The organism is Sandaracinaceae bacterium (genome assembly GCA_016706685.1).
Lineage (GTDB): Bacteria > Myxococcota_A > Polyangia > Polyangiales > Houyiibacteriaceae > JADJJE01.
This window is the reverse complement of sequence record JADJJE010000014.1, coordinates 140,291-165,807: the sequence shown is the minus strand read 5'-3', so window position 1 is coordinate 165,807 and position 25,517 is coordinate 140,291. Positions and strand designations below refer to the sequence as shown.

The window sequence follows — 25,517 nt, the reverse complement described above, 5'->3', positions numbered from 1 at the left end:
CGGGTTGACGAAACTGAAACACGTTCTATTTTTCGGGACAGATGGCCGCCGACTTCCACGAGCTCCTCGTCTCGGGCATTTTGCAGGAGACGCACGACACGCGCTCCTTCGTGTTCGAGATCCCCGCGCCTCTTCGCGAGGCGTTTCGCTACAAGGCAGGCCAGTTCCTGACCTTCGAGGTGCCGTTCCAAGGCATGCAGCTGCGCCGCTGCTACTCGCTGGCCAGCTCGCCGGACACGGACGCGTGGCACAAGGTCACCGTCAAGCGCGTGGACGGCGGCCGCATCTCCAATTGGTTCAACGACCAGCTGGTGGTGGGCAGCAAGATCCTGGTGCAGCCCCCCGAGGGCCGCTTCGTGCTCAAGCCCGAGGGCAACGACCGCCCGCTCACGCTCTTCGGCGGCGGCAGCGGTATCACCCCGGTCATCTCGCTCATGAAGTCGGCGCTGATCACCACGGGGCGCAACGTGCTCTTGGTGTACGCCAACCGCGACGCGCGCTCGGTCATCTTCAAGGAAGAGCTGGACCTGCTGGAGCGCCGCTACCCGGGGCGGGCCAAGGTGGTGCACCACCTGGACGCCGAAGGCGGCTTCATGACGGCCGCCAAGGTCAGCGCGCTCATCGCCGGCCGTCAGAGCTCGGACTTCTACGTGTGCGGCCCCGGCCCGTTCATGGACACGGTCGAGGCTGGCTTCGAGGCTGCCGGCATCCCGCGCGAGCACACCCACTTCGAGCGCTTCGTCTCGCCCACGGACCCGGACCGCCGCGAGGCCACCCCCGAGGCAGCGCCCGTGGCGGCCGGTGACACCCCGGCCAGCTTCACCATGAAGCTCGACGGCACCCGCATCGACGTCCCCTATGTGGCCGGGCTCACGCTGCTGAAGGCCGCCGAGGCCGCCGGCCACCGTCCGCCGTCATCGTGCGAAGATGGCTACTGCGGCTGCTGCATGGCGCGCATGGTCAGCGGCAAGGTGGCCATGAAGAGCCACGAGGCGCTCACCGACGACGACCTCAAGCGTGGCTGGGTGCTCGCGTGTCAGGCGCGTCCCACCAGCGCCGAGCCGCTCGAGCTCGACTTCGACGCGCAGTACTGACGGCCCTCGGCGGCGCAGCTCGCGGGGCGCCCGGTTCAGTCGCTCGGGCAGCCCCAGCCCGTGAGGGTGGTGGCGCTCGGCGTGGGGCAGAAGCCCCAGTTGATGAGCATCTGCGGGCAGGTGGCCGTGGTGGGCGGGTTGGGCGGGATCTCACAGTCCGTCGCCGCGTTCGTGCAGTAAGCCGAATTGGGCGTGGCGTTGTTGCGACGGAAGTCCGTGGTGATGTGGTGGTGCTGACCCCACGTGTACTCGTTCGTGGGCCGGTTGCAGATGTGGTAGCCCACCGCCGCCTCGAAGGCCTTGGGGCTGAGGTTGTTGCCGCGGTGCCCCCGGCAAGTGGGCTCCTCCATCCAGCCGTACTCCGCCGCGCCCGGATCCAGGTTGGCCGAGATGTTCTCCGCCAGGCCGTAATTCAGGCCAGCGGCGGCTGCGCGGTCGGAGGGCCCGTCACCCCCGATGTCGTGGTCGAAGATCCCCATGTTGCACATGTTGCGGCTGTGCCCGACGGCCACCTCCCAGATGTCCTCGTTCCACACCAGCGGTGCGGCGTTGCCCGACTCCGCCGTGAAGAAGGCGCGGTCGTTGTTGATGTGCGCGAAGGTGACGCATGCCTGGGTACGAAAGGCGTCCGAGGCCGCGTTCGCGCCATTCATGCAGTCGTAGTCGAGCTCGAGCTCGCAGTCGCCGTCGCCGTTCGGGTCGTAGCCGTCCTCGTCCGTGTCTCGGCGCCCGCGCAGCGAGCAGTCGTCGCAGCCATCCGTGTCCGAGTCGCCGCACACGCGTGGGTCATTGGGCGCGGGGTCCAGGTCGTCCACCACCAGGTCGGCGTCCTCGTCGTCGTTGGTGGCTGCGCGGCAATCCGTGGTGACGAGGTTGCAGCCAGCGCAGGCCAGCTGGCCCACCGGCGTGGAAGGGGTCTCGCTGGCGCAGGTGGCGCCACCGCGGTCGGCGCCGTCGCACTCCTCGCCGCTCTCGCGCACGTTGTTGCCGCACTCGGGCCCAGCGGTGCCCTGATCGACGCCGCCCTGGTCGACGCTGCCCTGATCCGTGGTGCTGGTGTCGCCGCCGTTGGCGTCGGGCGCGCCGCCGCCATCTGGCAGCACCACGCTGCCATCGCGCGGGTCGGGCTTATTGTCACTACTTCCACCGCACGCAGCGGCGGTCAGGGAGAGCAGGGCAGCCAGGCAGACCAGCACCGAGGGGGATGACGTGGAGGGCATGACCCGCAGGATGCCGCCGGGCACCCGCGTCTCACAAGCCCTGGAACCCGAAATCGCCCTTGTTCCTGGGGCAACAGAAAGCGATGGCGATACGGCAATCGGTGCTCAGGCGGGGTCCGAGAGCACGCACGCGTCCGAGCCGTGGATGGCGCGCATGGCGCCGATCAGGGCATCCGCGCTCACCAGCTGACCCGCGACGACCACGCCGGTGGGCAGCCGACGCGGGAGCAGCTCGCGCACGAACGCCGCGAGAGCCAGCGCCGTCCCGGCGGTTCCGTCCGGCACGCGCACCAGCCGGCGCCGCGTGCCGCTGGGCGACTGCACCACCACGCTGAGGTCCACCGGCGAGCTCACACTCCGCAGCAGCACCGAGCGCAGCGCCCACAGCATGACGTAGGACACGGCCAGCAGGCCGCCGCGCAGCGTGCCGAGGCGGTCCGCCAGCCACGCCAGCGCGCGGAAGTTGTGCAGCAGGAAGCCCGGCTGGAGCGCGAAGCGCGCCCGGACGGTAGGTGCCTTGGTGGCGCGCGCGATGAGGTCCGCGTCCGGCAAGGCCATCTCCGCCGCCATCTGCGGCTCGTCGCCGTAGAAGGGCATGACGGCGCGCGGGCCCACGGTGCGGCCCGTCACGCGCTCTCCCGCGTCGTAGCGCACGCTGGGGAGCGCCAGCGTGTGGGTCATCAACGCGCAGTTCCCGCGCCCCGCCCCCGAGAGCGGCGAGAGGCGAATCCCCAGCTCCACGCTCTCGGCATCGGCTCCGGCGAGGCCCACGGCCAGCGCCGTGCTGAGGCCGGGAAAGATGCCGGCGCCCAGCACCACGGTCCCGCGCGCCGGAGCCACGGAAAGCGAGAGGGCGCGCTCGGTGAGCGCGGGGTCAGCACCCATCTCCACCCACAGGAGCCCCTCGGCCAGCGCGAACCGCAGCGCGTCATCCGGCCGGGCACGCACGGAGTCCGACGCGTTCACGATGGCCGCGTAGTCCCGGAAGGCCGCGAACGTGGAGGCGTCGCGCAGATCCACCCGCACGTCGGCGCCCGACCGCGCCGCACTGGTCACGTCGAAGCCCGCGCGGCCGAGGGCGTCCATGACCTTCTGCCCGTAATACCCGGTGCCGCCGACCACCAGCACGCGCCCCGCCCGCACGTCACGCCCTCCCGGCCGACGAGGCGGCTGTGCAGGGGGTGACCGGCGCGCAGTTCAACATGGGCGCAGGCCTAGGGGCAGGCTGCTTCGGCGCCAAGGCGCGCGCGCCGCCCTCGCGACGGGTTCACTCGCGAATGGTCACGGCGCGGCGCTCGCCCGATGCCTCCTGCAGCACCAACACCTCGGCGTCACCCGTGGGGAACCCGGCCGTTCGCGAGATGGCGATGGTCCGGCGCCCGTTGCGGGCCAGCGTGAACCCCGTGGCCGGGGTGGCACTGACACCGCCCAGGCGCGCGCGTGGCGCTTCAAAGGTCAGCGGCCCTTCGCAGCGATTGACCAGCTGAAGGTCCGCTGCGCCGTCGGCATCCAGCGTGAGCGAGGTGGGGACCTCGAGGCACTCGCCAACGGGGCTGGGCAGCAGCTCCACCATCCCGCCGATGGCCGCGTCGCTGGTGAGCACGTCCAGCGGCCCGAACGGAGGTCCGTCCGCAGACACGATCTGCAGGCGCAACCAGCCGGAGAAGCCCGCCGGCAGGGTGGTGGTGAAGCCCAGTGGCTCGCCAACGATGGGCACGCGCACCGTGTCGAGCGTGGTGTCCACCGCGGTCACGTGCAGCTCGGCGCCGAAGGGCACGTTCATCTGGACGAAGCCGCTCAGCAGCCCCGGGTCGCCCATGTTGGGCACCACCATGAACGTGACGTTGCCCGCCTCGAGCCCCGTGTCGGGCTGCACGGGGGGGTTGCCCGTCTCGGTGCTGGCGCAGCTCATGGCGCAGAGAGCAACGACCAGCGCGAGTTGGTGTCCACGTGCCCACGTCTTCATCGTGCGTCCTCCGCGTCGCCCTCGTCGCTGAGCGGGAAGAGCTGGATGTTGAGCTGAATCACGCGGGCGGGTCTCCTCGACTGCTCGGCCAGCGCCACGCACTGCCGCCGGAAGTCGGCGATCATGGCACGGAACACGGGCAGCGAGCCGGCGTCCACGCAGCACGTGAGCGCCGACAGATCGCGCTCGCTGGCGGGGAACTCGTCGATGGCCTGCGAGGCGCGCTCGAGCATGACGCGGTGGTAGCGCGTGATGTGCGCCCCGCGCGTCTGTGCGCCCGTGGTGATGACCGCGTCGGCCTTCTGCAGCTTGCCGTCCACCTCGTGGAGCAGGCCGAGCGTGAGCAGCGTGTCCAGCGCCTGACGCGCCTCCCGCACGGTGATGCGCGGCCGCAGCTGCCGCGCCAGCCACTTGGGGTCTGCGCGGAACCCGGGGCGCGACGCCAGCTCGCGCACGGCCGGGATGTACCAGCTCTCGTGGTAGGCGGCGTGCCGCTCGTCCAGTTGGTGCGCGTCCTGATACTGCCGGAACGAGCGCAGCACGCGGTAGGCGTCCTCGCGCTTCTGGCTGTCGGTCGCGTCGGTGAACGCCACCAGGGCCTCGAAGTAGCGGCGCTGGCTGGGGCCGAGGCCCAGCACCTTCACGTAGCGCTCCACCAGCTCCCCCTGGAGGCTGCGCTCGCCGTCCATGATGCGCTTGAGGTGGTTGGGGGAGGCGAGCCCCGCGCGCATGGAGAACGCCCGATACGAGAACGTCGACGAGGACGCCTTCTCCGCGTCATAGAAGGCGCGGAGATACGTGCGGTAGTCGAGGAACTGGAAGATGTCGACGTTCGAGCGCGGCACGGATCCTCAGACGCAACTATCGCTGACCTGCGAGCAGACCCCTATCTCCGTCCACTGACACTCGCCGAATTCCGGGATGGGGCAGGGCTCGCAGCCGGTGCACGGGTCGCCGATGCGTGGGCACTCGGGGTGCTGCCAGCCGCACTCGCCCGCGGTGTCTCGAGCACATGTCTGCGAGACCTGGCCGTCGGCGCAGGGCAGCGTGGGCGGGACCGGGCCGCACTCGTCGTTCGTGCACGCGGCCTGCTCGTCGGGCACGCACACGGGCACGGGCTCGCAGCGGGGGCTCTCGGGGGCGCAGGGCGTCGCCAGCAGCTCACAGTGTTGGCCCGCCTCGCACTGCACGTCGTCGCAAGGGTCGGCGACGCTGCCGTCGGTGCGCAGCCCGTTGGAGTTGCCGGAGCTGGAAGACGAAGCGCACCCGGTAGCGAGCAGAGCGAGGGTGACGAGAGCGACGAGCGAGAGGACACGAGGGGCGGACATGGAGACCTCCTGAGGAGTGCTAGGGGAAGACATGACCACACCATGAGCGACGCGGGCCCTGCGCCGCAACTCATCGAAAACAGTAGCGTATCCGCCCGGATACAGGCTCACTCAGCCACATGAGCCGCCAGCCCACCTTCTACATCCCGCACGGCGGAGGCCCCTGCTTCTTCATGGAGTGGACCATGGGCCCGCCCGATACGTGGAACGCGCTCGAGGAGTGGCTGCGCGGCTTCCCGGCGACGCTGCCGGAGGCGCCCCGCGCGTTGCTGGTGATCTCGGCACACTGGGAGACGCAGGGCTTCACCGTGACGTCCGCCGCACAGCCGCCGCTGCTCTACGACTACTCCGGCTTTCCGCCGCACACCTACCAGCTGACCTGGCCCGCGCCCGGTGAGCCCGAGCTCGCACGACGCGTGGCTGCCCTGCTCGACGCGGCGGGCTTCGAGACGGCCTCGGACGAGAAGCGGGGCTTCGACCACGGCGTCTTCGTGCCGCTCAAGGTGAGCTTCCCAGAGGCCAGCATCCCCACCGTCCAGCTCTCGCTCGACCGGCGCCTCGACCCCGCGCAGCACCTCTTGCTGGGGCGAGCGCTCGCGCCGCTGCGCGACGAGGGCGTGTTCATCGTGGGCTCGGGCATGAGCTACCACAACATGCAGCACTTCCAGCGGTCGCTGGCGCGGGACGCCTCCGCCACCTTCGACGCATGGCTGGCCGAGAGCCTGGGCTTGCCGCGCGAGGCGCGCGAGGACCGCTTGCGAGCGTGGGCGGATGCACCCGCGGCACGCATCGCGCATCCACGCGAGGAGCACCTCCTGCCGCTCATGGTGGTGGCGGGTGCCGCAGGAGACGATCTGGCGCACGCCGCGTACCGAGGCGCGGTGATGTCCGCCACCGTGTCCGCGTTCCGCTTCGGCTGACGCAGCTCAGTTGATGTGCGGACCGTCGAACACGGGGTCGTCCACGCTCGCCACCATGGCGTCCACCAGCGTGGCGCTCACTGGGGCCCGCACGCGCCAGTCGCGCACGGGGTTCGGGCGCAGGCGCGCGAGGGTGACCATGTGCGGGACCAAGTGCGCGTGTGCCGAGAGCATGCGCACGCCCGGAGCAACGTGACGGACCAGCTCCGGGAAGCCCGCGCCAACACGACCGTGCTCTGCGCGCGACCAAGCCACCGCTGCGTACCGGCTCGTGTGCAGCTGTCCGAGGGCAGCCGTCAGCGTGGTCACGTGCGTGACGTCGAACACGCCGGTGAAGGAGTCCACGATGATGGACGCCAGGGTCGAGTCAGCAAGCACGAGCAGGAGGCGGGGGTTGGCCATGATGGTCAGAGCCAAAGCAATGCTCGGGCCAACGTAGGCCCGTGTACCAAATTACGAAATTGACGCCATTTTCTTCCCTGGCTGTCGCTACGAACATTTCGTCTGTGGGTTTTCCCCTACGCCGATGAACGGGGACCATCGTTTTCTCGTGGGGTAAAACCCACAGCCCGATCAGTCCGCCGTGTCCGCCACGGCCGACGCAGCAGCACTGCCCGCGAGGCGTCGGACCCCGTCCACCGGGGCCCGGCGGGCACCGCGGATGGTGCCTTCGAGAACGTCCACGCGCATGGGTGGGGTGAGCTCGTAGCGGTAGCCCCGCGAGTCGATGCGGAAGTTGATGTAGGAGCCCAGGTAGTTGAAGCGCTTGGCGTAGCGCACGGTGATGGAGCCGTGCCGCTGATGGGGCCGGTGCGCGAGGACGAACGACGCCAGGCGAACGGCGAGGTGGTTGTAGAGCCGATGGCACCCGTGGCTGGTGCCCCGCACGATGGAGCGGTAGCTGACCGACCCGTGGGTGCGGATGCCTTCGTCGTGGATACGCGGTGGGTCGCCCTCGGCGCGGGTGGGCATGACGCGGTGGTGCATGAGCATCACCATCCCGTAGGCGCTGCGGTAGCTCGGGCCGAAGAGCGCGTTGTTGGCGCGGTAGCCCACGCCCGGCACGCGGCGCACCATGTCCTCGTTGGGCGTGCTGGGCGGCGGCAGCCAAGCCGGGCTGGCGATGATGTCCCGCATGATGCGCTGCCCCACGGGCGACTCCTTGTAGCTCATGCCCACGCCGCCACCGGGCGTGCGCTCGGTCTTCCAGCCTCCGATGGTCGTGGCCCAACGTGCCAGCGCGATCTCCTGTCCTTCGTGCGTGACGTAGAGCGTGAAGACCGGACGCTGCGCGGTGGGCTGATGGATCTGCGCGCCGGTATTCGTGTACGGGTAGTCGTAGTACACGTCGCCGCGGTGGATCTCGGCCCGCAGCGCCATCTCGCCGCCATGGTACTCGGGCAGCGGCGGGAGGCGCACCGCCACCTGCGCGTGTCCGTGCGTGAGAAGCTGGCCCAGCGCGCGCGTGGCGGCCTCGGCGTCGGTCCAGCCCAGCGCCTGCGCGGCAGCCTCGGTAGCGGGCGAGATGAGGTCCGGCGCCGCATTGGGGGCGGCATCGTGACCCGCATCCATCTGGAACTCGGCGGTGTCCAACTTGTGGCCCATCACCGTGCCCCACGCGTGCGCCGCGGAGCCGTCCTCGATCAGCCCGGTCGCGTCCACCACGCGCTCACGCAGCACGCGCAGCAGCGTGGCGAAGTCCGCCTCGCGGCTGTCCTGGAGGAACGCCTCCCGCGTGGGTGTGTCCACGAAGCCCGCGTTGGTCACCATGTGCCGGCGCTGGAACACGATCAGCGCGTCCACCAGGTGCCCGTCGAACACGCCATCGGTGAAGCGCTCGGGGAGCAGCCCGTCGCAGCGCAGGTGCTCCACCAGCTCACGCACGGCGTCCACGGGGACCCGCTCGTGCTCGTAGCGGCGGTATTCGGCGCCGTAGCGCTCGTCGGTCATCAGCTCGTGGATGGTGGCGAGGCCCAGCCGCTCGCGCGCCTGCTCGAGCCGGTGGCGCTGCCACTCCACGCGACGCACGCGGGCCTCCTTCTGGCCACGGTCGCCCCACGGGCGCAGCAGCTCGTCCAGCACCCCGAGGTTCGTGTCGCTCACGCCCGCGCGGCACGCATGGCGCTCGGTCTCGAGGAGCCGCTGGTGCACCACGCGCAGGGTGGGAAAGATGCCGAAGAGCTCGAGGAAGCGCTCCGGCTCCACGTCCTCGGGCAGCGCCTCGAAGTTCTCGTCGGCGAGGGCCAGCAGGGTCGCGCGGTAGGGCTGCACCCCCACCGGGCCGAGCGACGCGTCCTCCGTGAACACACGCGGCGTCCACTCGGGCCGCAGATCGAGCACCGTCAGCCCCTCGGCCGCCGCGTCGTCCGGGCAGACCGAGGTCACGGTCGCACCGTCGGCGTAGACCGGGAGAGCCGCCGCTCCACAGCTCGCGGCCGCACCGGGGCGCGCGGCTCGCCCGGCATCCCGGCCCGCGTTCGCAGCCTCCCCGTCGTCGCCCGCTGGCTCCGTGGGGCTGTCTTGCCCCGAGCCGCCCGAGGCCGCAGCGCCGCGCCCTTCCCCGCCGCAGGCCAAGGTCCCCATTAGCAGCACTGTCATCCACGGCCAGGGAGGGACTCGGTCTGTTCGATGCACACCTCATCTTGGCACGCCGCCCGTGCGCTCGCCCAGTTGGTGGCCCGAGGAGGGTTCGGGGCGGCCCGCCTCAGGCGTGTGCGCCGTCGAGACCCAGCGCGTCGGGCGCGCTCGGCCGGCCCAGCAAGTAGCCCTGCAGGATGTCGCAGCCGGCCGCGATCAACGCGTCGTGCTGAGCCTGGGTCTCCACGCCCTCGGCGACCACCTCGATACCGAGGCGATGAGCGAGGTCGATGATGGACGCGACGATGGCCTGACTGCGCCGGTCATCGGCCAGCACGAAGGAGCGGTCGATCTTGAGCGCGTCCACCTCGAAGCTGGCGAGGTTGGCCAGGCTCGAGTGGCCTGTGCCGAAGTCGTCGAGGGCCACGCGGACACCCCGGCGACGCAGCTCGCCGAGCACGAAGTGCGCTCGCGACGTGGAGCGCAACAGGGTGGTCTCGGTGATCTCCACCTCCAGCAGCGACTCATCGAGGCCGTGACGCTCGAGCGCCAAGCGGATGGTGTCGAGCACGCCGTCGTCTTCCAGCTGGATGGGCGAGAGGTTGACGGCCATGTGGAGGTCGTGGGCGCCAGCGCGGCGCCAGCGCGAGAGCTGCCCGAGCGCCGTGTCGATGACCCACGCGCCCACCGGGACAATCAAGCCGAGCGCCTCGAGGACGGGCACGAAGTCGTTGGGCGGGATGACCTGACCGCTGACGTTGCGCCAGCGAATGAGCGCCTCCACACCCACCGTGCGCTGCTGCACGGTGGACCACTTGGGCTGGTACTCGAGCGTGAACTGGTTGCGCTCGAGCGCGTAGCGCAGCTGCCCCTCTTGGCGCAGGCGCGAGAGCGCCGCCGTGGTGTTGACCTGCCCCGCGATGGCGAAGCGGTCTCCGCCGTGCCGCTTGCCGCCGAACATGGCGGAGTCGGCCGCGTCGATGAGCGCCTCCACGGTGTCGCCCGCGTCGGGGCAGAGCGCAGCGCCGATGCTGGCTCGCGGCACGATGTCGGTCTGCTCGAAGCGCAGCGGCTCCGCCATGGCCTCGCGGATGCGCCGCGCGATCTCGGACACCCCCTCGCGCGCGATGGGCCCCTCGAGGATGAGGCCGAACTCGTCGCGCTCGAGCCGGGCGAGCGTGTCCCCCTCACGCAGGCACACCTGGATGCGATGCGCCACCTCGCGCAGGAAGCGGTCGCCCGCGGCCTGGCCGAAGGACTCGTTGACCGACTTGAAGCGGTCGATGTCCACGAACATGACCGCAAATGCCTGGTCCTCGCGGCGGAAGCGCGCCAGCGCGTGCGCGAGCCGGTCACGGAAGCTGGCCCGGTTGGGCAGACCCGTGAGGTAGTCGTAGCGCGCCACGTACGACGAGCGGCGCTCGAAGCGCTTGCGCTCGAGGGCGAACATGAGCGCCCGGCGCAGCGCCGCGGGCTCGCCCAAGCCGTGCTCGAGGCAGTCCTGGGCGCCCAGCTGGACGGCGTGCCGCGCGCTGGTCTCGTCCCACTTCGGCGAGAGCACGACGATGGCGCTGTCGGGCGACGCCAGGCGCAGACGGACGATGGCGTCCATGCCGATGCCCTGCGTGAGGCTCAAGTCCATGAGCACGATGTCGAAGTGGCCAGCCTCGAGCATGTCGAGGGCGTCATTCAGGCTGTGGGTGGCGCGGCACCCGACCACGCACAGGCCCGCGCCCCGCAGCAACGCGAGCGTGTTCTCCGCGCGCGCAACGTCCACGTCCAGCACCAGCAAGCTGGCCTCTACGGACGCGAGCGGCTCGGTCGAGGGACGCAGGGCGAGCTCCTCGGCCCGCTCGAGCGCGTCGAGCAGCGTGTCCCTGAGCACCTGCGGGTCCCACGGCTTCACGACCACGAACGCGTCGAGGTGCACATCGGGACGCGTGGGCAGCTCGAGCGAAGGCGCGCCCGACACGAGCACGAACGCGCTGGACGGGCTCACCTCGCGCAGACGCTCCACCATGCCGAGGCCATCGAGCCCGGGCATGCTGAGATCCACGGCGATGACGTCGAAGCGGCCTCGCTCCACCGCGCGCAGCGCCTGCGTGGCGCTGTTGGCCAGCTCGACGACCACCCCGAGTGAAAAGGCCGCCTGCTCGAACGCGCGCTGGACGTGCCGCTCGTCATCGACGAAGAGTACCCGCGGTCGGGCCTCGTCCACGGAGGGACGGCGTGTGTCACGGCGCGTCATGTGAGTGCGTGTAGCGTACGCGATCCCCTCGGCAAGTGGATACTCGGCGGCGCGCACCGGCCGCGCGGTGATACACTCGCCCACCCTATCAAGAGGACTCGATGGAGCGACTCACCGGACTGGACGCCTCGTTTTTGTACATGGAGACCCCGCAAGTGCAGATGCACGTGGGGTTTGCGTGCGTCTTTTCGCCAGGCGACATGCCCGGCGGGTACTCGTTCCACACCATCTCACGGCGCATCGCGCGAGCTGCACAAGAGCACTACGCCTTGCGCCGCCGGCTGGTGCACGTGCCGCTCGACCTGCATCACCCGCTCTGGGTGGACGACCCCGACTTCGACGTCATCCACCACGTGCGTCACGTGGCGCTGCCGGCCCCGGGGGGCGAGGAGGAGCTCGGCGCGATGGTCGGCCGCATCTACAGCACGCCGCTCGACCGGTCGCGGCCGCTGTGGGAGGCGTGGGTCATCGAGGGGCTCGAGCGGGGTCGCTTCTGCTTGTTCATGAAGTTCCACCACGCGGCGGTGGACGGCGTGGCCGGGTCGGAGTTGGTCATGCACCTCCTCCAGCAGAGCCCCAAGCCCGGGCCCGACAAGCCGGTCGCCCCCCGCGAGCCCGACCGCATCCCCACGGATCTCGAGATGGTCAGCTTCGCCCTGCGCTCCAAGCTCAAGGCGCCAGCGCAGTTCGCGAACGTGCTCGGCCAGTCGGTGAAGTTCGTGGACACCGTCATCAAGCGTCGGCGTGACCCCGAGCAGGACGCGGGCGGCACCCCGCTCGTGGCGCCGCGCACACCATGGAACGGCGCCGTCAGCGCTCGCCGCAAGCTGGCCAACGCGCGGGTGCCGCTCGAGACCATCAAGGACATCAAGAACGCGTTCGGGACCACCGTGAACGACGTGGTGCTCGCCATCGCGGGCAGCGTGCTGCGCACCTACCTGTTGGAGCGTGGCGCGCTGCCCAGCGCCCCGCTGACGGCGGTGTGCCCCATGTCGGTGCGGCAGAAGGAAGAGCACGGTCAGGCCAACAACAAGGTCAGCGCCATGTTCGTGTGCCTCTACACCAACATCGAAGACCCGGTGGAGCGCCTGAAGGAGATCCACAAGACCACCCTGGGGGCCAAAGCCGAGCACAACGCGCTCGGCGCGGACACGCTGCAGAACTGGGCAGAGTTGGCAGGACCCAGTGTCTTTGCATCGGCGGTGCGCTTCTACTCCACGCGCAACCTCGCCGACCGTCACCGGCCGATCCACAACCTGGTCATCAGCAACGTCCCGGGGCCCCGCTTCCCGTTGTACCTCGAGGGCGCCAAGTTGGAGGCCATCTACCCTCTGGGCCCGGTCATGGAGGGCGCCGGGCTCAACCTGACGCTGATGAGCTACCTCGACGCCATCGACTTCAGCTACCTGGTGGACGCCGAGCTGGTGCCGGACGTGTGGGACATGGCGCGCATGACGACCGGCGCGCTGCAAGAGCTGCTGGAGGCCGCACGCGCGCATCGCGCGTCGCAGTTTCCGCCGCCGGTGGCGGTCATCCCTGCGCCGCCGCCCGTACCGTCCATCCCGGAGCCGCCTGCACCGGCGAAGGCTGCGGCCACGCGGAAGCCCGCCGAGCCCAAGGCCGAGGCCCCGCCGAGTGACGAAGCGCCGCGCACGCGCAAGAAGCCAGCGGCCAAGCGCAAGGCACGCTGAAACGGAGTTTCAGGCGGCCACCCGCACACGGACATCCTCGGTGGCCCGAAACGCGCTGGCGACGGCGAGGCCACGCAGCGTGAGCCGCACGCGCTCTGCGTCCACCAGGTCACGCGACTCGAGGTGGACGAGAGCGGCTCGCACGGCCGCGGCGCTGGCACCGATGCGACCCGCCACCCGGTTCACGCGCACCGACTCGGAGTGCCCGAGGTCGTGCGCGAGGTCGAAGAGGGAGAGGAGCGTACCCAGGATCAGTTGTTCACGGTTCATGTGTTCAGTGTACGAGCACCACTGCTCAGGCGTCCAGTTTGCGACATTTCTTTTTTTCGGAGCGGGCCGCGCCCGCGATCGAAGCAGAAAAAGGCTGAGAGTAGTCAGCAGCGGCGCCTTCTGGCAGCATCAGCGTCTGGCGCCCCCTGGGGCTATCCCCTGAGACTCGATGAGCGGCATCATTCTAGGAATCGACCTCGGCACGACGAACTCCGTCGTGGCCGTGGCGGACGGCGAACAAGTCACCGTCCTCGCCGACGAGGCTGGCAATCGTCTCATCCCCTCGGTCGTATCGTTCCACCCGGAGCGGCGTATATTGGTGGGCGAGGAGGCGCGCGACCGGCGCCTGATCGACGCCCGAAACACGGTCTACTCGATCAAGCGACTCATCGGTCGCCCGTTCAAGAGCCCCGAGGTGGCGACCGCGAAGTCCCGCTTCGCGTTCGAGCTCACCGAGAGCGGCAGCGGTGGTGTGGTCGTCACCGTGCGGGACGAGACCTACACACTGACCGAGATCAGCGCCTTCGTGCTGCGCGAGGTTCGTCGCATCGCCGAGGCGCGCCTGGGGCAGTCGGTCAACCGAGCGGTCATCACGGTTCCCGCGAACTTCAACGAGCTGCAGCGCAGCGCTACCAAGGCGGCGGGGCGCGTGGCGGGCTTGGAGGTCGCGCGCATCATCAACGAGCCGACTGCGGCCGCGCTGGCCTACGGTTACGGCAAGCAGCGCGCCGAGCGGGTGGCCGTGTTCGACTTGGGCGGCGGCACGTTCGACCTGACCATCCTCGAGCTCGACAAGGACGTGTTCGAGGTGGTGGCCACCGCCGGCGACAGCTTCCTCGGCGGCGACGACATCGACCTGATCATCGCCGAGGCGATGGCCGACCACTTTCTGAAGCAGCACCGCTACGACGTGCGCGGCGACGCGCAGGCCTTCGAGCGACTACGCGCGGCGGCGGAGTGGACCAAGTGCCAGCTCTCTGCGGACGAAAAAGTCGCGGTCACGGTGGAGGAGCTCGCGTACGGTGAGAGCGGTCACGCGCTCGACCTCGCGTTCAACATGACGCGCACGGAGCTCGAGCTGCGCATGCGGCCCACCCTCGAGAAGAGCATCGAGGTCTGCAAGATCGCGATGAAGCAGTCGGGCCTGACCGTAAAGGACATCGACAGCGTCATCCTGGTGGGCGGCTCCACGCGGGTCCCGCTGGTGCGTGAGCTGGTCACGCAGTTCTTCGGCCAGGCTCCGCGCCAGGAGATCGACCCCGATCTCGTGGTGGCCCAAGGGGCGGCACTGCATGCCCTCGCGCTCGGTGGCCCCGAGGCTGCGCGTGGGCGCATGGCCCTCGGTCGGGTCGCGCTGAAGAAGGTGTCGCTCACCGATCTGCGCGCGGCGCAGGGCGCCAACATGGCGCGCAAGGATGCTCTCCCGAAGGGGCCTGCGTTCGCACCCAACGTGCAGGTCGAGCGCGTCGCTGCACCCACCGCCGCCGTGGAGGTCGTGACCGCCGACATCAGCAAGCCACGCGGCGTGTCGGCGGTGCCCGCCATCAGCGTGGGCGTCCCCGCCATCAGCGTCGGCGCCCCGAAGCCGAGCGGCGGTGCCAAGCCCCTGCTGAACCTCGACGACCCGATGGCTGACGAGCTGGGCGGCGGCGCGGCACGAGCACCGCTGCCACCCAAGCACCCCACGTTGGTGCCGGGAGCCACCAGCGCCGCGGTGATCACGGCGTCACCCTTCGCCCGGACCGAAGGGAGCTCGCTGCTCAAGCTGGACGAGCCGTCCACCCCCGACGTGCGGCCCATGGTGCTGGGGGTCTCCCGCGCGGCCGCCAACCCTGGGCGTCAGCGCGAGAACACGGCGCAGTTCGGCACCGGCTCGGGCCCCGCGCCGGCCAGTCCCCCGCGCATGGCGCTGGACATGCTGGATGCCCCGATCGCCCCCGTGTCGCGGCCCAAGGTCAACACGCTCTCGGGCATGGTGGCGCCCACCGTCACCAGCGAATTCGAAGATCTCGGCGACCTCGAGGACCTCGAGCTGCTGGAGTCCGAGCCCGCACCGCCCCCCTCGCTGACCACCACGCAGACACTCGGCGAGGCGGACATCCAGTTCATGGCCACGTCGCGGCAGCGCGTGAACACCGAGACGCTGGGGGAGGCCGACATCCAGTTCATGGCCACGTCGCGGAAGCGCGTGAACACCGAGGCCCTCGAGGACGAGGACTTCGAGGTCATGATCGGCACAGACCTCGCAGAGCCGGTCGCGGATCCGCTCGACCAGGTCATGGCGCTGCCCAGCCGCGCGGCGCCCATGGCGTCTGCGATCACGGCTCCGGTCCATGCCGAGATGACGCGTCCCGTGCTGGCCGTGAGCGGGCCGGCGCCGCTGCTGATGGACGTCACGCCCCTTTCACTGGGGCTCGAGACGGTGGGCGGCTACTGCCAGCACCTCATCCGCAGGAACACGCCCATCCCCACGGAGCAGAGCCGCATCTTCTCCACCGCGCAGGACGGTCAACTGGAGGTGCACGTGCGCATCTGCCAGGGCGATGCGCGCGCCTACGGTGAGAACCAGGCGCTGGGCGACGTGCTGCTGACGGGGCTGCGCGACGCGCCGCGCGGTGGCGTGCGCATCGAGGTGACCTTCATCCTGGACGCGAGCGGGACGCTCGACGTGCGCGCGGTGGACGTGGAGACCGGTGTCCAGCAAGCCACGCGCATCAACCTGCTTGGCGGCGTGTCGGAAGACGAGATTCGCTCGATGCAGGCCCGTCAGTCCGTGGCGCTCGCGGGGCGCCGATGAGCGACCTCGACCAGCTCGACTACTACGCGCTGCTGGGCGTGGACGAAGAGGCCAGCATCGTGAAAGTGAAGGAGGCGTTCCGCGTCTTCGCGCGGCGCTATCACCCCGATCGCTTTGCGGGGGCCACGCCCGAGAAGCTGGAGCGCGCCAACGCCATCTACCGACGCGGCACGGAGGCCTTCCAGGTGCTGACCGACCCGGTGGCCCGCACGCGGTACGACGAGGCCCTCGAGCGCGGTGAGCTGCGCCTCACCTCCGAGGCCCGCGAGGCCGCAAAGCCCAAGCCCAAGGCGGCGGCCCCGAGCGCCCCGCGCATCCGCTCGGCCCAGGCACGCACGCTGTACGACGACGCGGTGGACGCCACCAAGCGTCAAGACTGGAAAGCCGCGCAACGAGCGCTGCGTGGCGCTTGTCAGCTCGAGCCCGACAGCGAGTTCTTGAAGGAGCGCCTGGCCCAGCTGGAGCAGCACCTCCGCACCCTGCGCTGAGCACTCAGGGGGTTGGGGTGCGGCGGCGAGACTTGCGGCGGCGGTCACCCGACCGCGACCGCGGCGCGCTCAGCATCACCACGGAGCGCAAGCGCGAGCGCCCGAAGCGGGACATGCGCTCGAAGTCGGCGTGGGTCACCGGGACGTGGATGTAGTCGGTCGCCGAGCGATGCTCGTCTTCGTCGACACCCGGGTCGTGCATGTAGACGAAGCGCTCGTCGTACCCCGTGAGCACCACCCAGTGGGGCGCCTTCTTGTGCGTGAGCCGGTACTCGCTGATCAGCACCACCGGCACCACCCCCTCGTCCATGCGTGCGCGGAGCTCTTCGAAGCTGAGCACGCTCTGCACCACCTGCGCATGCGAGGCGTCCAGCTTCGCGAGGAAGTCCTCGTGGACCAAGCGCATGACCTCCTTCTTGGCCTCGTCACGGACCCCCTCGAGGAAAGGCACGCTGTCGCTGTTGCTGTAGACGGACACCTCGAAGCCCCGCGTGGCGGCAGCCACCGCCAGGCCGTGTGGGCTGCAACCCCCGTGGCCGCTGGTCATGAAGATGGTGGTCGCCTCGCGCCAGATCTGGAGTTCTTCCTGGCGCGACGGGGTGTAGTCGCTGTCGAGCGCAGCCATGGCCATCATGAGCGACGCGGACCCGCACGTGAAGTCGGTGATCTGCTCGTAGTAGGGGATGGCGCGGACGTGGCTCTCGAGGCTGGGGAACCGGATGCGCTTCTCGAACCGCAGCGCGTCACCGTGCTGGCCGTAGTACCCCACCACGCGCTCGAACGGCACGTACCCGCGCGAGACGTACAGCTGGATGGCCGTGGCGTTGTCGGCGCGCACCTCGAGGCGCAGGTACACGGCGCCGCGCGCAACGGCCTCGGCCTCGGCCGCCTCCAGCAACCGGGCCCCCAGACGCTGCCCGCGTGCGCTGTCCGACACGGCGATGGAGTAGAGCCGCGCCAGCGACGTGCCGCGGTGAAACAGCACCAACGCGTAGCCCGCGATCTCGGGCTCCGTGACCGCCGTCTCGCCCTCCGGGGTGGGTGGAGTGGCCACCAACAGCGCGGCGTTCGCCCTCCGTTGCATCCACTGGAAGTTACGCCGCGAGAGCCGATCGTAGTCGAACACCGCCTCTTCGAGCGCCACGAGCGCGCGCAGGTCCTCTGTGCGCGCGGGTCGAATCTCTAGCGTTCTCAGGGCTTCCGTGGACATGGTTCTCAATTCGCGAGCAAACCCTTGCGTACCACCGCGCGCGGCTCAATTCTAGCGGCCTCCGATTCGAGCGCGCCGAGTCCGCCATGGACCCCCCGCCCGACGTGGCCACCATGCGCAAACTCATCATCGTCGTAACCGAGCTCGAAGACTGGGCAAACCTCTACCCAAGCGACGACGTCGTGACCGTCCAGGAGTACTTGTCGGGGACGCCCAACGGCGTGGACCCGAATCACGTTCGCGTGATCAACCTGTGCCGCAGCCAGAAGTATCTCAGCTACGGGTACTATTGCTCGCTCCTGGCAGAAGCGCGCGGTCACCGCGTGCTCCCCTCGGTCCGCACACTGAACGATCTCCGCCGGCGCTCCATCTACTCACTGGACACCGAGAGCCTCGACGACGCCGTGATGGCGGCCCTCGAAGCCTATGCCAGCCCGCTCACGAAGTCGCTGGAGCTCATCCTCCACTTCGGCTCCACCACGGTCGAGCCGCTGCAGGACATCGCCAGCCAGATCTTCGAGCTGTTCCCGTGCCCCATCCTGCGTGTGCGCTTCAAGAAGCGAAAGTCGTGGAGCATCGCGTCGGTCACCGCCGGCAACCTCGCCAAGCTCGACGAGGCCAGCGAAGAGGAATTCGGCCTCGCGCTCGAGCGCTTCAGCACCCGCATGTGGCTCGAGCCCAAGGCGCGCACGAAGTACCGCTACGACGTCGCCATGCTGGTGGACCCCAACGAAGCTCTGGCGCCGAGCGACCCCGACGCCCTGGCCCGTTTCGAGCGCGTGGGCAAGGACATGGGGCTGTTGATCGAGCGCGTGCGCAAGCGCGACTTCGGCCGCCTCGCCGAGTACGACGCGCTCTTCATCCGCGAGACCACCGCCATCAACCACCACACGTTCCGCTTCGCCAAGCGCGCCGAGAACGAGGGCATGGTGGTGATCGACGATCCGAGCTCCATCCTGCGCTGCACCAACAAGCTCTTCCTGTGGGACCTCCTCAAGACCGCGGGCGTGCCCACACCGCGTGCCGCCATGCTCTACCGCTCGCGCCCGGAGTCGCTGACGCACGTGGCCGAGGAGCTGAGCTTCCCGGTGGTGGTCAAGATCCCCGACGGAGCGTTCTCGAAGGGCATCGAGCTCGCCGAGGACATGAACGGACTGCACAAGGTGACGCGCAAGCTGTTCGAGCGCTCGGCCCTGTTGCTGGCCCAGGAGTTCATGCTCACCGAGTACGACTGGCGCATCGGCGTGATGAACCGTCAGCCGCTCTACGCGTGCAAGTACTTCATGGCTCCGTCGCACTGGCAGATCTACAACCACGCAGCGGACACCAGCGCGAACACCGGCGGAGGCTTCGAGACGCTGCCCATCAGCGCGGTGCCGCCCGCGGTGCTCACCGCGGCCATGAACGCCGCCAACCTGATCGGCGATGGCCTCTACGGCGTGGACGTGAAGCAGTTCGGTGACCGCGCGGTGGTCATCGAAGTGAACGACAACCCCAGCATCGACGAGGGCGTGGAAGACGCCTTGCTGGGCGACGAGCTCTACGCACGCATCCTGGGTGACTTCGTGCGACGCCTCGACGAGCAGCGCGCCTAGCGCGGGCGCCTGGCGGTTGGCGTCAGCCCGTCCAGGGGGGTGGCTCTTCGCTCGGCTCCGAGGGCACGCCCCAGTCGATGCCATCGTTCATGGTGGTGGGCACCGGCTCCACGGGGGGCGGCGGGAGGGTGGTGGGCGGCCCGAGCGGACGCGACGTCCCGGCCGGAGGCACCGTGGGCTCCGTGGGCACGGCGGGACGCACCGTAGTGGTGCGGGGCGCCCTGTCCGCGCGCCCCACGCTCACGTCCTGGCGCAACATGACGCGCTGCGCGCCCACCCCGAACTCCAGCGTCACCTCGTGGTCACCGGTCTGCGCGAACGCATAGTCGGCCACCCAGGTGCCGCTCACGTCTCCCGGCGTGGCGGGCAGCCGGTCCAAGCGCCGACCGGCGCGCAACACGGTGAACTCCGGGACCACGTCGGAGGGCAGGCGCATACCGGGCCCGAACACCCCCACCAGGCGCACGCGCTCACGCTGCCCAGGGTCGTCGGGGTCGAGGTGGATGCCAGCCGAAAGCGGTGGTGCCGAAGCCACCTGCTCCACCTGCGCCAGCAAGCGCAGGCCCTCGGTGGCCGCAGCATCCTCCGGGAAGAGCCGCAGCACCTGCTCGTAGGCCTCGCGCGCAGCGGGCATGTCGTTCTGCACGCGCGCGTTGGCCGCGCGCTCCCGCAGGAGCAGGGCGGCCTCGCGGCGGATGGAGCGGGCCCCCGCATGCGCCGGGTCGATCTCCAGCAGGCGCCGGGTGAGCTCGAGCACGTTGTCGCCCGGCGGGGTGTCGATGGCCCCGTGACTGAGCGCCTCGCGGGCGCGCTCTTCGAGGCTGCGTTGGTGCTCTGCGGCTTCGCTTTCGCCGCGCTGGAACAGCCCGAAGGCCAGCAGCCCCACGGCCATGGCGCCCACCAGGAAGCCAACCAGGATGGGCATGAGCGCGCGTGGGCGCGCCGACGACAGGCCCGGGATGCCCACGAAGGACTCATCGTAGGAGCGCCCACCCGGAGGGCCGGGATCGTGGCTGACGCGCGGACCCACGTCGGCCGGGTGGAGCACGGGCAGCTCCACCACGGGCATCATCTGGCGTGCGTGACCCATGCCCGCGCCGTGACCGTTGCCAGCCGGAGGGCCGCTGGCAACGCTTGCGGCCATGCGCGCCAGCTCCTGCTGAGCGATGGCCGGCATGACGCTGCCGTCGCGGCGCGTGGCCATCTGCGGGCGCGCCGCCATCATGGGCGCAGCCACCGGGGCCGGCGCGTCGATCAGCGGACCGGTCTGCAGCAGCGTGGCCGCCGAGCCCTTCTGCGCCGCGCGCGACGTCTCGGCGGTGATGGCCACACCCGACGCCGCAGCGGCGCTCTCGAGAGCACGCGCGAAGGCCGCTGCGTTGTCGTGCCGCGCATCGGGGTGCTTGTTGAGCCCGCGCATGACCACCTCGGCGATGGCCGCGGGGACGTGCGCACCGCCCGGCCGTGTCTCGAGCGGCGGCGGCTTCTGGCGCAAGTGCTTCATGAGCAGCGCCACGGGCGAGGGGTCGTCGAAGGGCACGCTGCCCGAGAGCAGCTGATACGTGAGAACCGCGAGCGAGTAGACGTCGGAGCGCGCGTCGGTGGCCTCGCCGCTGGCTCCCTCGGGCGAGATGTAGCGAGCGGTCCCGAAAATGACCCCCGACTGCGTGATGTGGCTCTGCTCGTCCCAGAGCAGGCGGGCGATGCCGAAGTCCAGCACCTTCACGAAGTCCGGGTCACCGTCACGCTTCACCAGCATGATGTTCTCGGGCTTCACGTCGCGGTGCACGATGCCCTGCCGGTGGGCCGCCCCCACGCCCATCGCCGTGGCATGGGCGATGCGCAGACCACGCGCGAGCGGGAAGTGGCCGTCTTCGAAGAGCGCCTGCGCCAGCGTGCGCCCCTCGAGGTACTCCATGACCAGATAGAGGCTGCCGTCGGGGAGCTCGCCGAACAGGTAGACGTCCACCAGGTTGGGGTGGTCGAGCGACGACGCCACGCGTGCCTCACGCTGGAAGCGCCGCACGGCGTCGGCGTTCTTGGCGAGGTCGCGGTGCAGGATCTTGATCGCCACGTCGCGCTGCAGGGCGGCCTGATGCGCACGGTAGACCGTGCCCATGCCGCCCGACCCGATGGCCTCGTGCACGTCGAACTGCTCCAGGAGCCTCGCGCCCACCAGCGGGTCGGCCGACACCTGCTGCTCCACCAACGCGCTCCCGTCCAGCTGACAGAACGTCGCCGCAGCGTGATAGGGGGTGCTGCACTCGGGGCAGATCTTGGGGTGCTGGGACATCGTCGAATGCACAGCCTAGCGCAGCGAATGCCCGCCAGACAGTTGTACGCGCCATCCGTCTCGGACACCCCCGCCCCGCCATGATATGGTCGGCCACTCGCATGGACCCGACCCTCGCCGAAATCATCGCCCAGAACGCGGCCGCCTTCACCCCGCTGCAGCTCCGCCTGCTGGTCAACGTGGTCGTCGTCATCGCGCACGCCGACCTGGTGATCGACGAGGCCGAGCGCGCCAGCATCCAGCTGGCCCTCGAGTCGACCATCGCGCACTCGCTCACGGCGGCCGAGGTGTCGGAGCAGATCGAGAGCGCGCGCAAGCGCATCGCGGTCAGCGGTGGGGTGCGCTTCGCCGAGCAGGTGGGCGTCAACCTCCACGAGGCCCACTTGGCGCAGCCGGGGGTGCGGCTGGCGTACGCGGTGGCGGCCATCAGCGAAGGGGTGTCGGAGCCCGAGCGGGTGCGGCTCCGTGCCCTCGTCCACGGCGCCAAGCTGTCGCACGAAGAGGCCGCGCGCATCGAGGCCGAGCTGCACGTCAGCTGACGTCGGGCGGGGACTCCATCGCGGCGTCGAGCGCCGCCGGGCGCTCCATGCGCAGGCGCTGCGTGGGCTGGCGAATGCCGGCCGCGGCCAGCCGCTCCTGCGCCAAGGCCTGCACGGTGGCGCGGGCCTCGAGGAACACCTCCCGGCGCGTCCAGAAGCGGAACTTCACCCACACCGCGGCGTCCGTGAAGTCCTGCACGAAGAAGTGCGTCTTGGGCTCCAGCAAGCACTCGGGCAGCTCGTGCACGATGCCCTCGAGCAGCTGAGCCAGCGCAGCGAGGTCCGTCTCGTACTCCACGCGGAAGTCGATCTCCACGCGTCGGATGGGGAAGCGGCTCAGGTTGACGATGTCCGTCTTGATCAGCGTCTCGTTCGGGACGCGCACGAACAGGTTCTCGGGCGTGCGCAGCTTCACCGATAGCAGGTCGATGCTGAGGACCTCGCCGGTGGCGCTCCCCACCGTGATCCAGTCGCCCACCGTGAACGAGCGCTCACCGATCAAGAAGACGCCGCTGATGAGGTTCGACATGCTGGTCTGGGAGGCGAAGCCGAACGCGACCGTGAGGATGCCGGCCGCCCCGAAGAACACGCTCATGTCGATGCCGCCCCGGTGCAGGGCCGCCAGGGTCACCAGGATGGCGAGCCCATAGAACGCGATCCGACGGCCCGACGTGACACGCTGCGCGTCGAGGTGCTGGGCCGCGACGCGCGCCAGGCCCCCGACCACGAGCCGCGCCACGACGAGCCCGACGATCCAGAACAGGAGCGCGAAGAGCGGCATGCGCACCATGGGGTCGCGCAGCCATGTGCCGAGAGCCTCGTACAGGCCGCTCACAGCCCGCCTCCCCAGAACTGGTTCAGCATGGCCAACACCGACACCCCCTGCTCCGACTCCCGCGCACGCGCCACGGGCTGCGCGCCAGGCCACGGCGGCCCCTCGTGCACCTCGATTTCCTCGTCTCCACGCTCGCGCGTCAGGGTGAGGGAGTCCGTGTGCAGCGCGCCGGTGGCGATGTCCTCCCAGAGCGCGAGGCGCGGCACGGGCACATACAGCTTTTCCACCCAGTACGGCTGGGAGCCCCGGTTGTGCAGCCGAATGGCGGTCGTGGCGCGGCTCTCACGGCGCTCGAGCAGCTCGGCCTGGAGGCGAGCGTGGGTGCGACCGGCATAACAAACGGTGCCTTCGATGGTGTTCGCGCCGTGCCAGGTCTCCGAGGGCCGCGTCACGGGCACCTCCACCATCGGGACACTGTCCATGTCGTCCGACAGGCGCACCACCAGCGGCGTGGTCACGTAGACCACCACCTGCTGGTTGGGGAGCAGGTGCAGCTTGGCGTACGGACGCACCACGAACGCTCGGTCCATCAGGCCAGGAGTCAGGGTGATGCGCCCGGAGGTCTCGCCCTGGGCGAAGCGGTCCCACTGCGAGTCGTCCGCCTGCGCCCCCGGGTCACCCTCGCCGTAGACCCGCACGGCCACCCCGGCCCGCAGCGTGTCCGGGTCGCGCACGGCGCCGATGCGCCACTCGCGCTCGAGCCGCGTCACCCAGAGCGTGAGGGCCCCGAGCGTGAGCTCCAGCCGGCCTCGGGTGGGCACCTCGTGGCTGCCCCACCAGGGGCGCCCGGCTCGATCTTCCGTCATCGAGGAGGTGTGGGAGAGCCAGACTCACCCTGCAAGGCGCCGATCGGGAGCTAACCGCAGAGGTACGTGTCCGCGCACTTGACCGCACGATAGAAACAATGCCCAATACCGCCATCATGACCAGTAACTTCAGGAGCGCGCTTCGCGCTGCCGCCGTCGTCGCCCTGTGCGGCGCCCTTGTCGCTTGGGCCCCGAGCCGCGCGAACGCCGACTCCGGACGCTTGAATCTCCACGTGGATCTCGGCGCGGGCATCCCCATCATGGGATACCTGGCGCCTCCCGGGAACAACGACCTCACCGCGCGCCTCGGCATCGGGGGCTGGCTCTCGCTCGACTATGTGGTCGCGGGTCCGGTCGCCCTCGAGCTGATCGGTAGCGCTGGGTACCTGTTGGAGATGGCAGACGGGGCTCCGCGCGACCCGAGCGGCGACCTGGCCCTCGGTCGCTTCGGCGGCTCGATGATGTGGATGGCCGGCGCGGGCGTGCGCATCCGCCTGATCGACCCCCAGGACGGCTACTCGAACGAAGAGAACGGCGACATCGCCGGTGGCTTCTGGGTGAGCGCCCACATCGGCGTACACCAGTTCGATGGCATCCAGATCGGCCTCGACGGCGCGCTGGGCTACGACCTGTCCATCGCGCGGCCCTTCTCCATGGGCTTCTTCGTTCGCGGCTACCTGCTCTTCGCGGGCGACGGCAAGCCGCAGTCGGTCATCGAGCGCACCAACGACAACCACACCGACGCGGCGCTCTTCGCCGGCCTCAGCTTCAGCTTCGAGCTCCTGGCGCGTGACCGCGTGGCGCCCGAGCCCGAGCCCGAGCCCGAGCCCGAGCTCGTCCCCACCGAGACGGACCGCGATGGCGACGGCATCGACGACGTGGACGACCAGTGCCCGGACGATCCCGAGGATCGCGACAACTTCCAGGACGAGGACGGCTGCCCCGACCCCGACAACGACAACGACCGCGTGCTCGACGTCGAAGACCGCTGCCCGATGGACGCCGAGGACCTCGACGGCTTCGAGGACGTGGACGGCTGCCCCGAGGCCGACAACGACGGCGACGGCGTGGTGGACCTCGAGGACCGCTGCCCGAACGAGGCCGGCGTCATCGAGAACCGTGGCTGCCCCGACTCCGATCGCGACGGTGACACCGTGGTGGACCGCCGCGACAACTGCCCGGACGAGCCCGGCAGCGTCGAGAACCACGGCTGCCAAGAGCAGCAGCTCGTGGTGCTCCAGGATGACCGCATCGAGATCCTCGACAACGTCTACTTCCGCACCAATAGCCACCGCATCGAGCGCCGCTCCTACCCGCTGCTCGACAACATCGCGGCCGTGCTCGCGGCGCACCCCGAGATCGCGCTGCTCTCCATCGAGGGCCACACGGACAGCCGCGGACGCCCGGCCAACAACCTGCGCCTCTCGCAGCGTCGTGCCCGGTCGGTCATGGACTACCTCCGCCGCAAGGGCATCGACCGTGCTCGCCTCCAGTCGGAGGGCTACGGCCAGACCCGCCCCATCGTCCCGGACGCCGTCTCCGAGGAAGACCTCGCGCGCAACCGCCGCGTCGAGTTCAACATCGTCCACCAAGAGGAGTGAGCGCTGAACGCGCCCTAGACTGACGAGAGCCCGGCCAAC

General features: G+C 70.0%; 20 protein-coding genes. 8 read left to right on the top strand and 12 right to left on the bottom strand.

Annotated features, from left to right (window positions below):
* The first annotated feature begins 41 nt into the window (after positions 1-41).
* Complete coding sequence (locus IPI43_18345) at positions 42-1,094, top strand: ferredoxin--NADP reductase (GenBank protein ID MBK7776062.1); 1,053 nt, start codon at positions 42-44, stop codon at positions 1,092-1,094.
* 35 nt (positions 1,095-1,129) lie between these two features.
* On the opposite strand, the gene IPI43_18340 is transcribed toward IPI43_18345, so the two are convergent.
* The 4 genes from IPI43_18340 to IPI43_18325 form a co-directional block, all read right to left on the bottom strand.
* Positions 1,130-2,314, bottom strand: a complete 1,185-nt coding sequence (locus IPI43_18340) for a hypothetical protein (GenBank protein MBK7776061.1) — start codon at positions 2,312-2,314, stop codon at positions 1,130-1,132.
* 105 nt (positions 2,315-2,419) lie between these two features.
* Positions 2,420-3,457: a hypothetical protein gene (locus tag IPI43_18335; protein MBK7776060.1), complete on the bottom strand. Its 1,038-nt coding sequence runs from the start codon at positions 3,455-3,457 to the stop codon at positions 2,420-2,422.
* Between the two features lie 124 nt (positions 3,458-3,581).
* The gene (locus tag IPI43_18330) at positions 3,582-4,280 is read right to left on the bottom strand and encodes a hypothetical protein (protein MBK7776059.1); all 699 of its coding nucleotides are present in this window, start codon (positions 4,278-4,280) and stop codon (positions 3,582-3,584) included.
* Positions 4,277-5,125: a TIGR02147 family protein gene (locus IPI43_18325; protein MBK7776058.1), complete on the bottom strand. Its 849-nt coding sequence runs from the start codon at positions 5,123-5,125 to the stop codon at positions 4,277-4,279. The genes IPI43_18330 and IPI43_18325 overlap by 4 nt, the downstream gene beginning before the upstream one ends.
* Positions 5,126-5,727: 602 nt before the next feature.
* On the opposite strand from IPI43_18325, the gene IPI43_18320 reads away from it, so the two are divergent.
* The gene (locus tag IPI43_18320; protein ID MBK7776057.1) at positions 5,728-6,528 is read left to right on the top strand and encodes a dioxygenase; all 801 of its coding nucleotides are present in this window, start codon (positions 5,728-5,730) and stop codon (positions 6,526-6,528) included.
* Between the two features lie 6 nt (positions 6,529-6,534).
* Here IPI43_18320 and IPI43_18315 read toward each other — a convergent pair whose 3' ends face one another.
* From IPI43_18315 to IPI43_18305, 3 genes are all read right to left on the bottom strand, one after another.
* Positions 6,535-6,906 carry a hypothetical protein gene (locus IPI43_18315; protein MBK7776056.1) on the bottom strand — a complete coding sequence of 124 codons (372 nt, stop codon included), beginning with the start codon at positions 6,904-6,906 and terminating at the stop codon, positions 6,535-6,537.
* A gap of 195 nt (positions 6,907-7,101) precedes the next feature.
* Positions 7,102-8,913 (bottom strand): L,D-transpeptidase family protein, encoded by a 1,812-nt coding sequence (locus IPI43_18310; GenBank protein MBK7776055.1) that lies wholly within the window; start codon positions 8,911-8,913, stop codon positions 7,102-7,104.
* 319 nt (positions 8,914-9,232) lie between these two features.
* Positions 9,233-11,353: an EAL domain-containing protein gene (locus tag IPI43_18305; GenBank protein ID MBK7776054.1), complete on the bottom strand. Its 2,121-nt coding sequence runs from the start codon at positions 11,351-11,353 to the stop codon at positions 9,233-9,235.
* A gap of 101 nt (positions 11,354-11,454) precedes the next feature.
* Here IPI43_18305 and IPI43_18300 point away from each other — a divergent pair, with 101 nt between their 5' ends.
* On the top strand, positions 11,455-13,044 hold the full coding sequence (locus tag IPI43_18300) for a wax ester/triacylglycerol synthase family O-acyltransferase (protein MBK7776053.1): 1,590 nt from the start codon (positions 11,455-11,457) through the stop codon (positions 13,042-13,044).
* A gap of 9 nt (positions 13,045-13,053) precedes the next feature.
* Here the strand turns inward: IPI43_18300 and IPI43_18295 are convergent, their stop codons facing one another.
* Complete coding sequence (locus tag IPI43_18295) at positions 13,054-13,314, bottom strand: hypothetical protein (protein ID MBK7776052.1); 261 nt, start codon at positions 13,312-13,314, stop codon at positions 13,054-13,056.
* 169 nt (positions 13,315-13,483) lie between these two features.
* On the opposite strand from IPI43_18295, the gene IPI43_18290 reads away from it, so the two are divergent.
* Both IPI43_18290 and IPI43_18285 read left to right on the top strand, forming a co-directional pair.
* Positions 13,484-16,111 carry an Hsp70 family protein gene (locus tag IPI43_18290; GenBank protein MBK7776051.1) on the top strand — a complete coding sequence of 876 codons (2,628 nt, stop codon included), beginning with the start codon at positions 13,484-13,486 and terminating at the stop codon, positions 16,109-16,111.
* Positions 16,108-16,599, top strand: coding sequence for a DnaJ domain-containing protein (locus tag IPI43_18285; protein MBK7776050.1), 492 nt, complete (start codon positions 16,108-16,110; stop codon positions 16,597-16,599). Before IPI43_18290 ends, IPI43_18285 begins: the two co-directional genes overlap by 4 nt.
* A gap of 4 nt (positions 16,600-16,603) precedes the next feature.
* On the opposite strand, the gene IPI43_18280 is transcribed toward IPI43_18285, so the two are convergent.
* The gene (locus IPI43_18280) at positions 16,604-17,809 is read right to left on the bottom strand and encodes a GNAT family N-acetyltransferase/peptidase C39 family protein (protein MBK7776049.1); all 1,206 of its coding nucleotides are present in this window, start codon (positions 17,807-17,809) and stop codon (positions 16,604-16,606) included.
* A 113-nt stretch (positions 17,810-17,922) separates the two neighbouring features.
* On the opposite strand from IPI43_18280, the gene IPI43_18275 reads away from it, so the two are divergent.
* On the top strand, positions 17,923-19,404 hold the full coding sequence (locus IPI43_18275) for a RimK family protein (protein ID MBK7776048.1): 1,482 nt from the start codon (positions 17,923-17,925) through the stop codon (positions 19,402-19,404).
* A gap of 22 nt (positions 19,405-19,426) precedes the next feature.
* On the opposite strand, the gene IPI43_18270 is transcribed toward IPI43_18275, so the two are convergent.
* The gene (locus IPI43_18270; protein ID MBK7776047.1) at positions 19,427-21,697 is read right to left on the bottom strand and encodes a serine/threonine protein kinase; all 2,271 of its coding nucleotides are present in this window, start codon (positions 21,695-21,697) and stop codon (positions 19,427-19,429) included.
* 101 nt (positions 21,698-21,798) lie between these two features.
* On the opposite strand from IPI43_18270, the gene IPI43_18265 reads away from it, so the two are divergent.
* Positions 21,799-22,236 carry a hypothetical protein gene (locus tag IPI43_18265; protein ID MBK7776046.1) on the top strand — a complete coding sequence of 146 codons (438 nt, stop codon included), beginning with the start codon at positions 21,799-21,801 and terminating at the stop codon, positions 22,234-22,236.
* Here IPI43_18265 and IPI43_18260 read toward each other — a convergent pair.
* Both IPI43_18260 and IPI43_18255 read right to left on the bottom strand, forming a co-directional pair.
* Positions 22,229-23,071, bottom strand: coding sequence for a mechanosensitive ion channel family protein (locus IPI43_18260; GenBank protein ID MBK7776045.1), 843 nt, complete (start codon positions 23,069-23,071; stop codon positions 22,229-22,231). The genes IPI43_18265 and IPI43_18260 overlap by 8 nt on opposite strands.
* Positions 23,068-23,877, bottom strand: a complete 810-nt coding sequence (locus IPI43_18255; GenBank protein MBK7776044.1) for a hypothetical protein — start codon at positions 23,875-23,877, stop codon at positions 23,068-23,070. Before IPI43_18255 ends, IPI43_18260 begins: the two co-directional genes overlap by 4 nt.
* A gap of 116 nt (positions 23,878-23,993) precedes the next feature.
* On the opposite strand from IPI43_18255, the gene IPI43_18250 reads away from it, so the two are divergent.
* The gene (locus IPI43_18250; protein MBK7776043.1) at positions 23,994-25,478 is read left to right on the top strand and encodes an OmpA family protein; all 1,485 of its coding nucleotides are present in this window, start codon (positions 23,994-23,996) and stop codon (positions 25,476-25,478) included.
* The last annotated feature ends 39 nt before the right edge of the window (positions 25,479-25,517 follow it).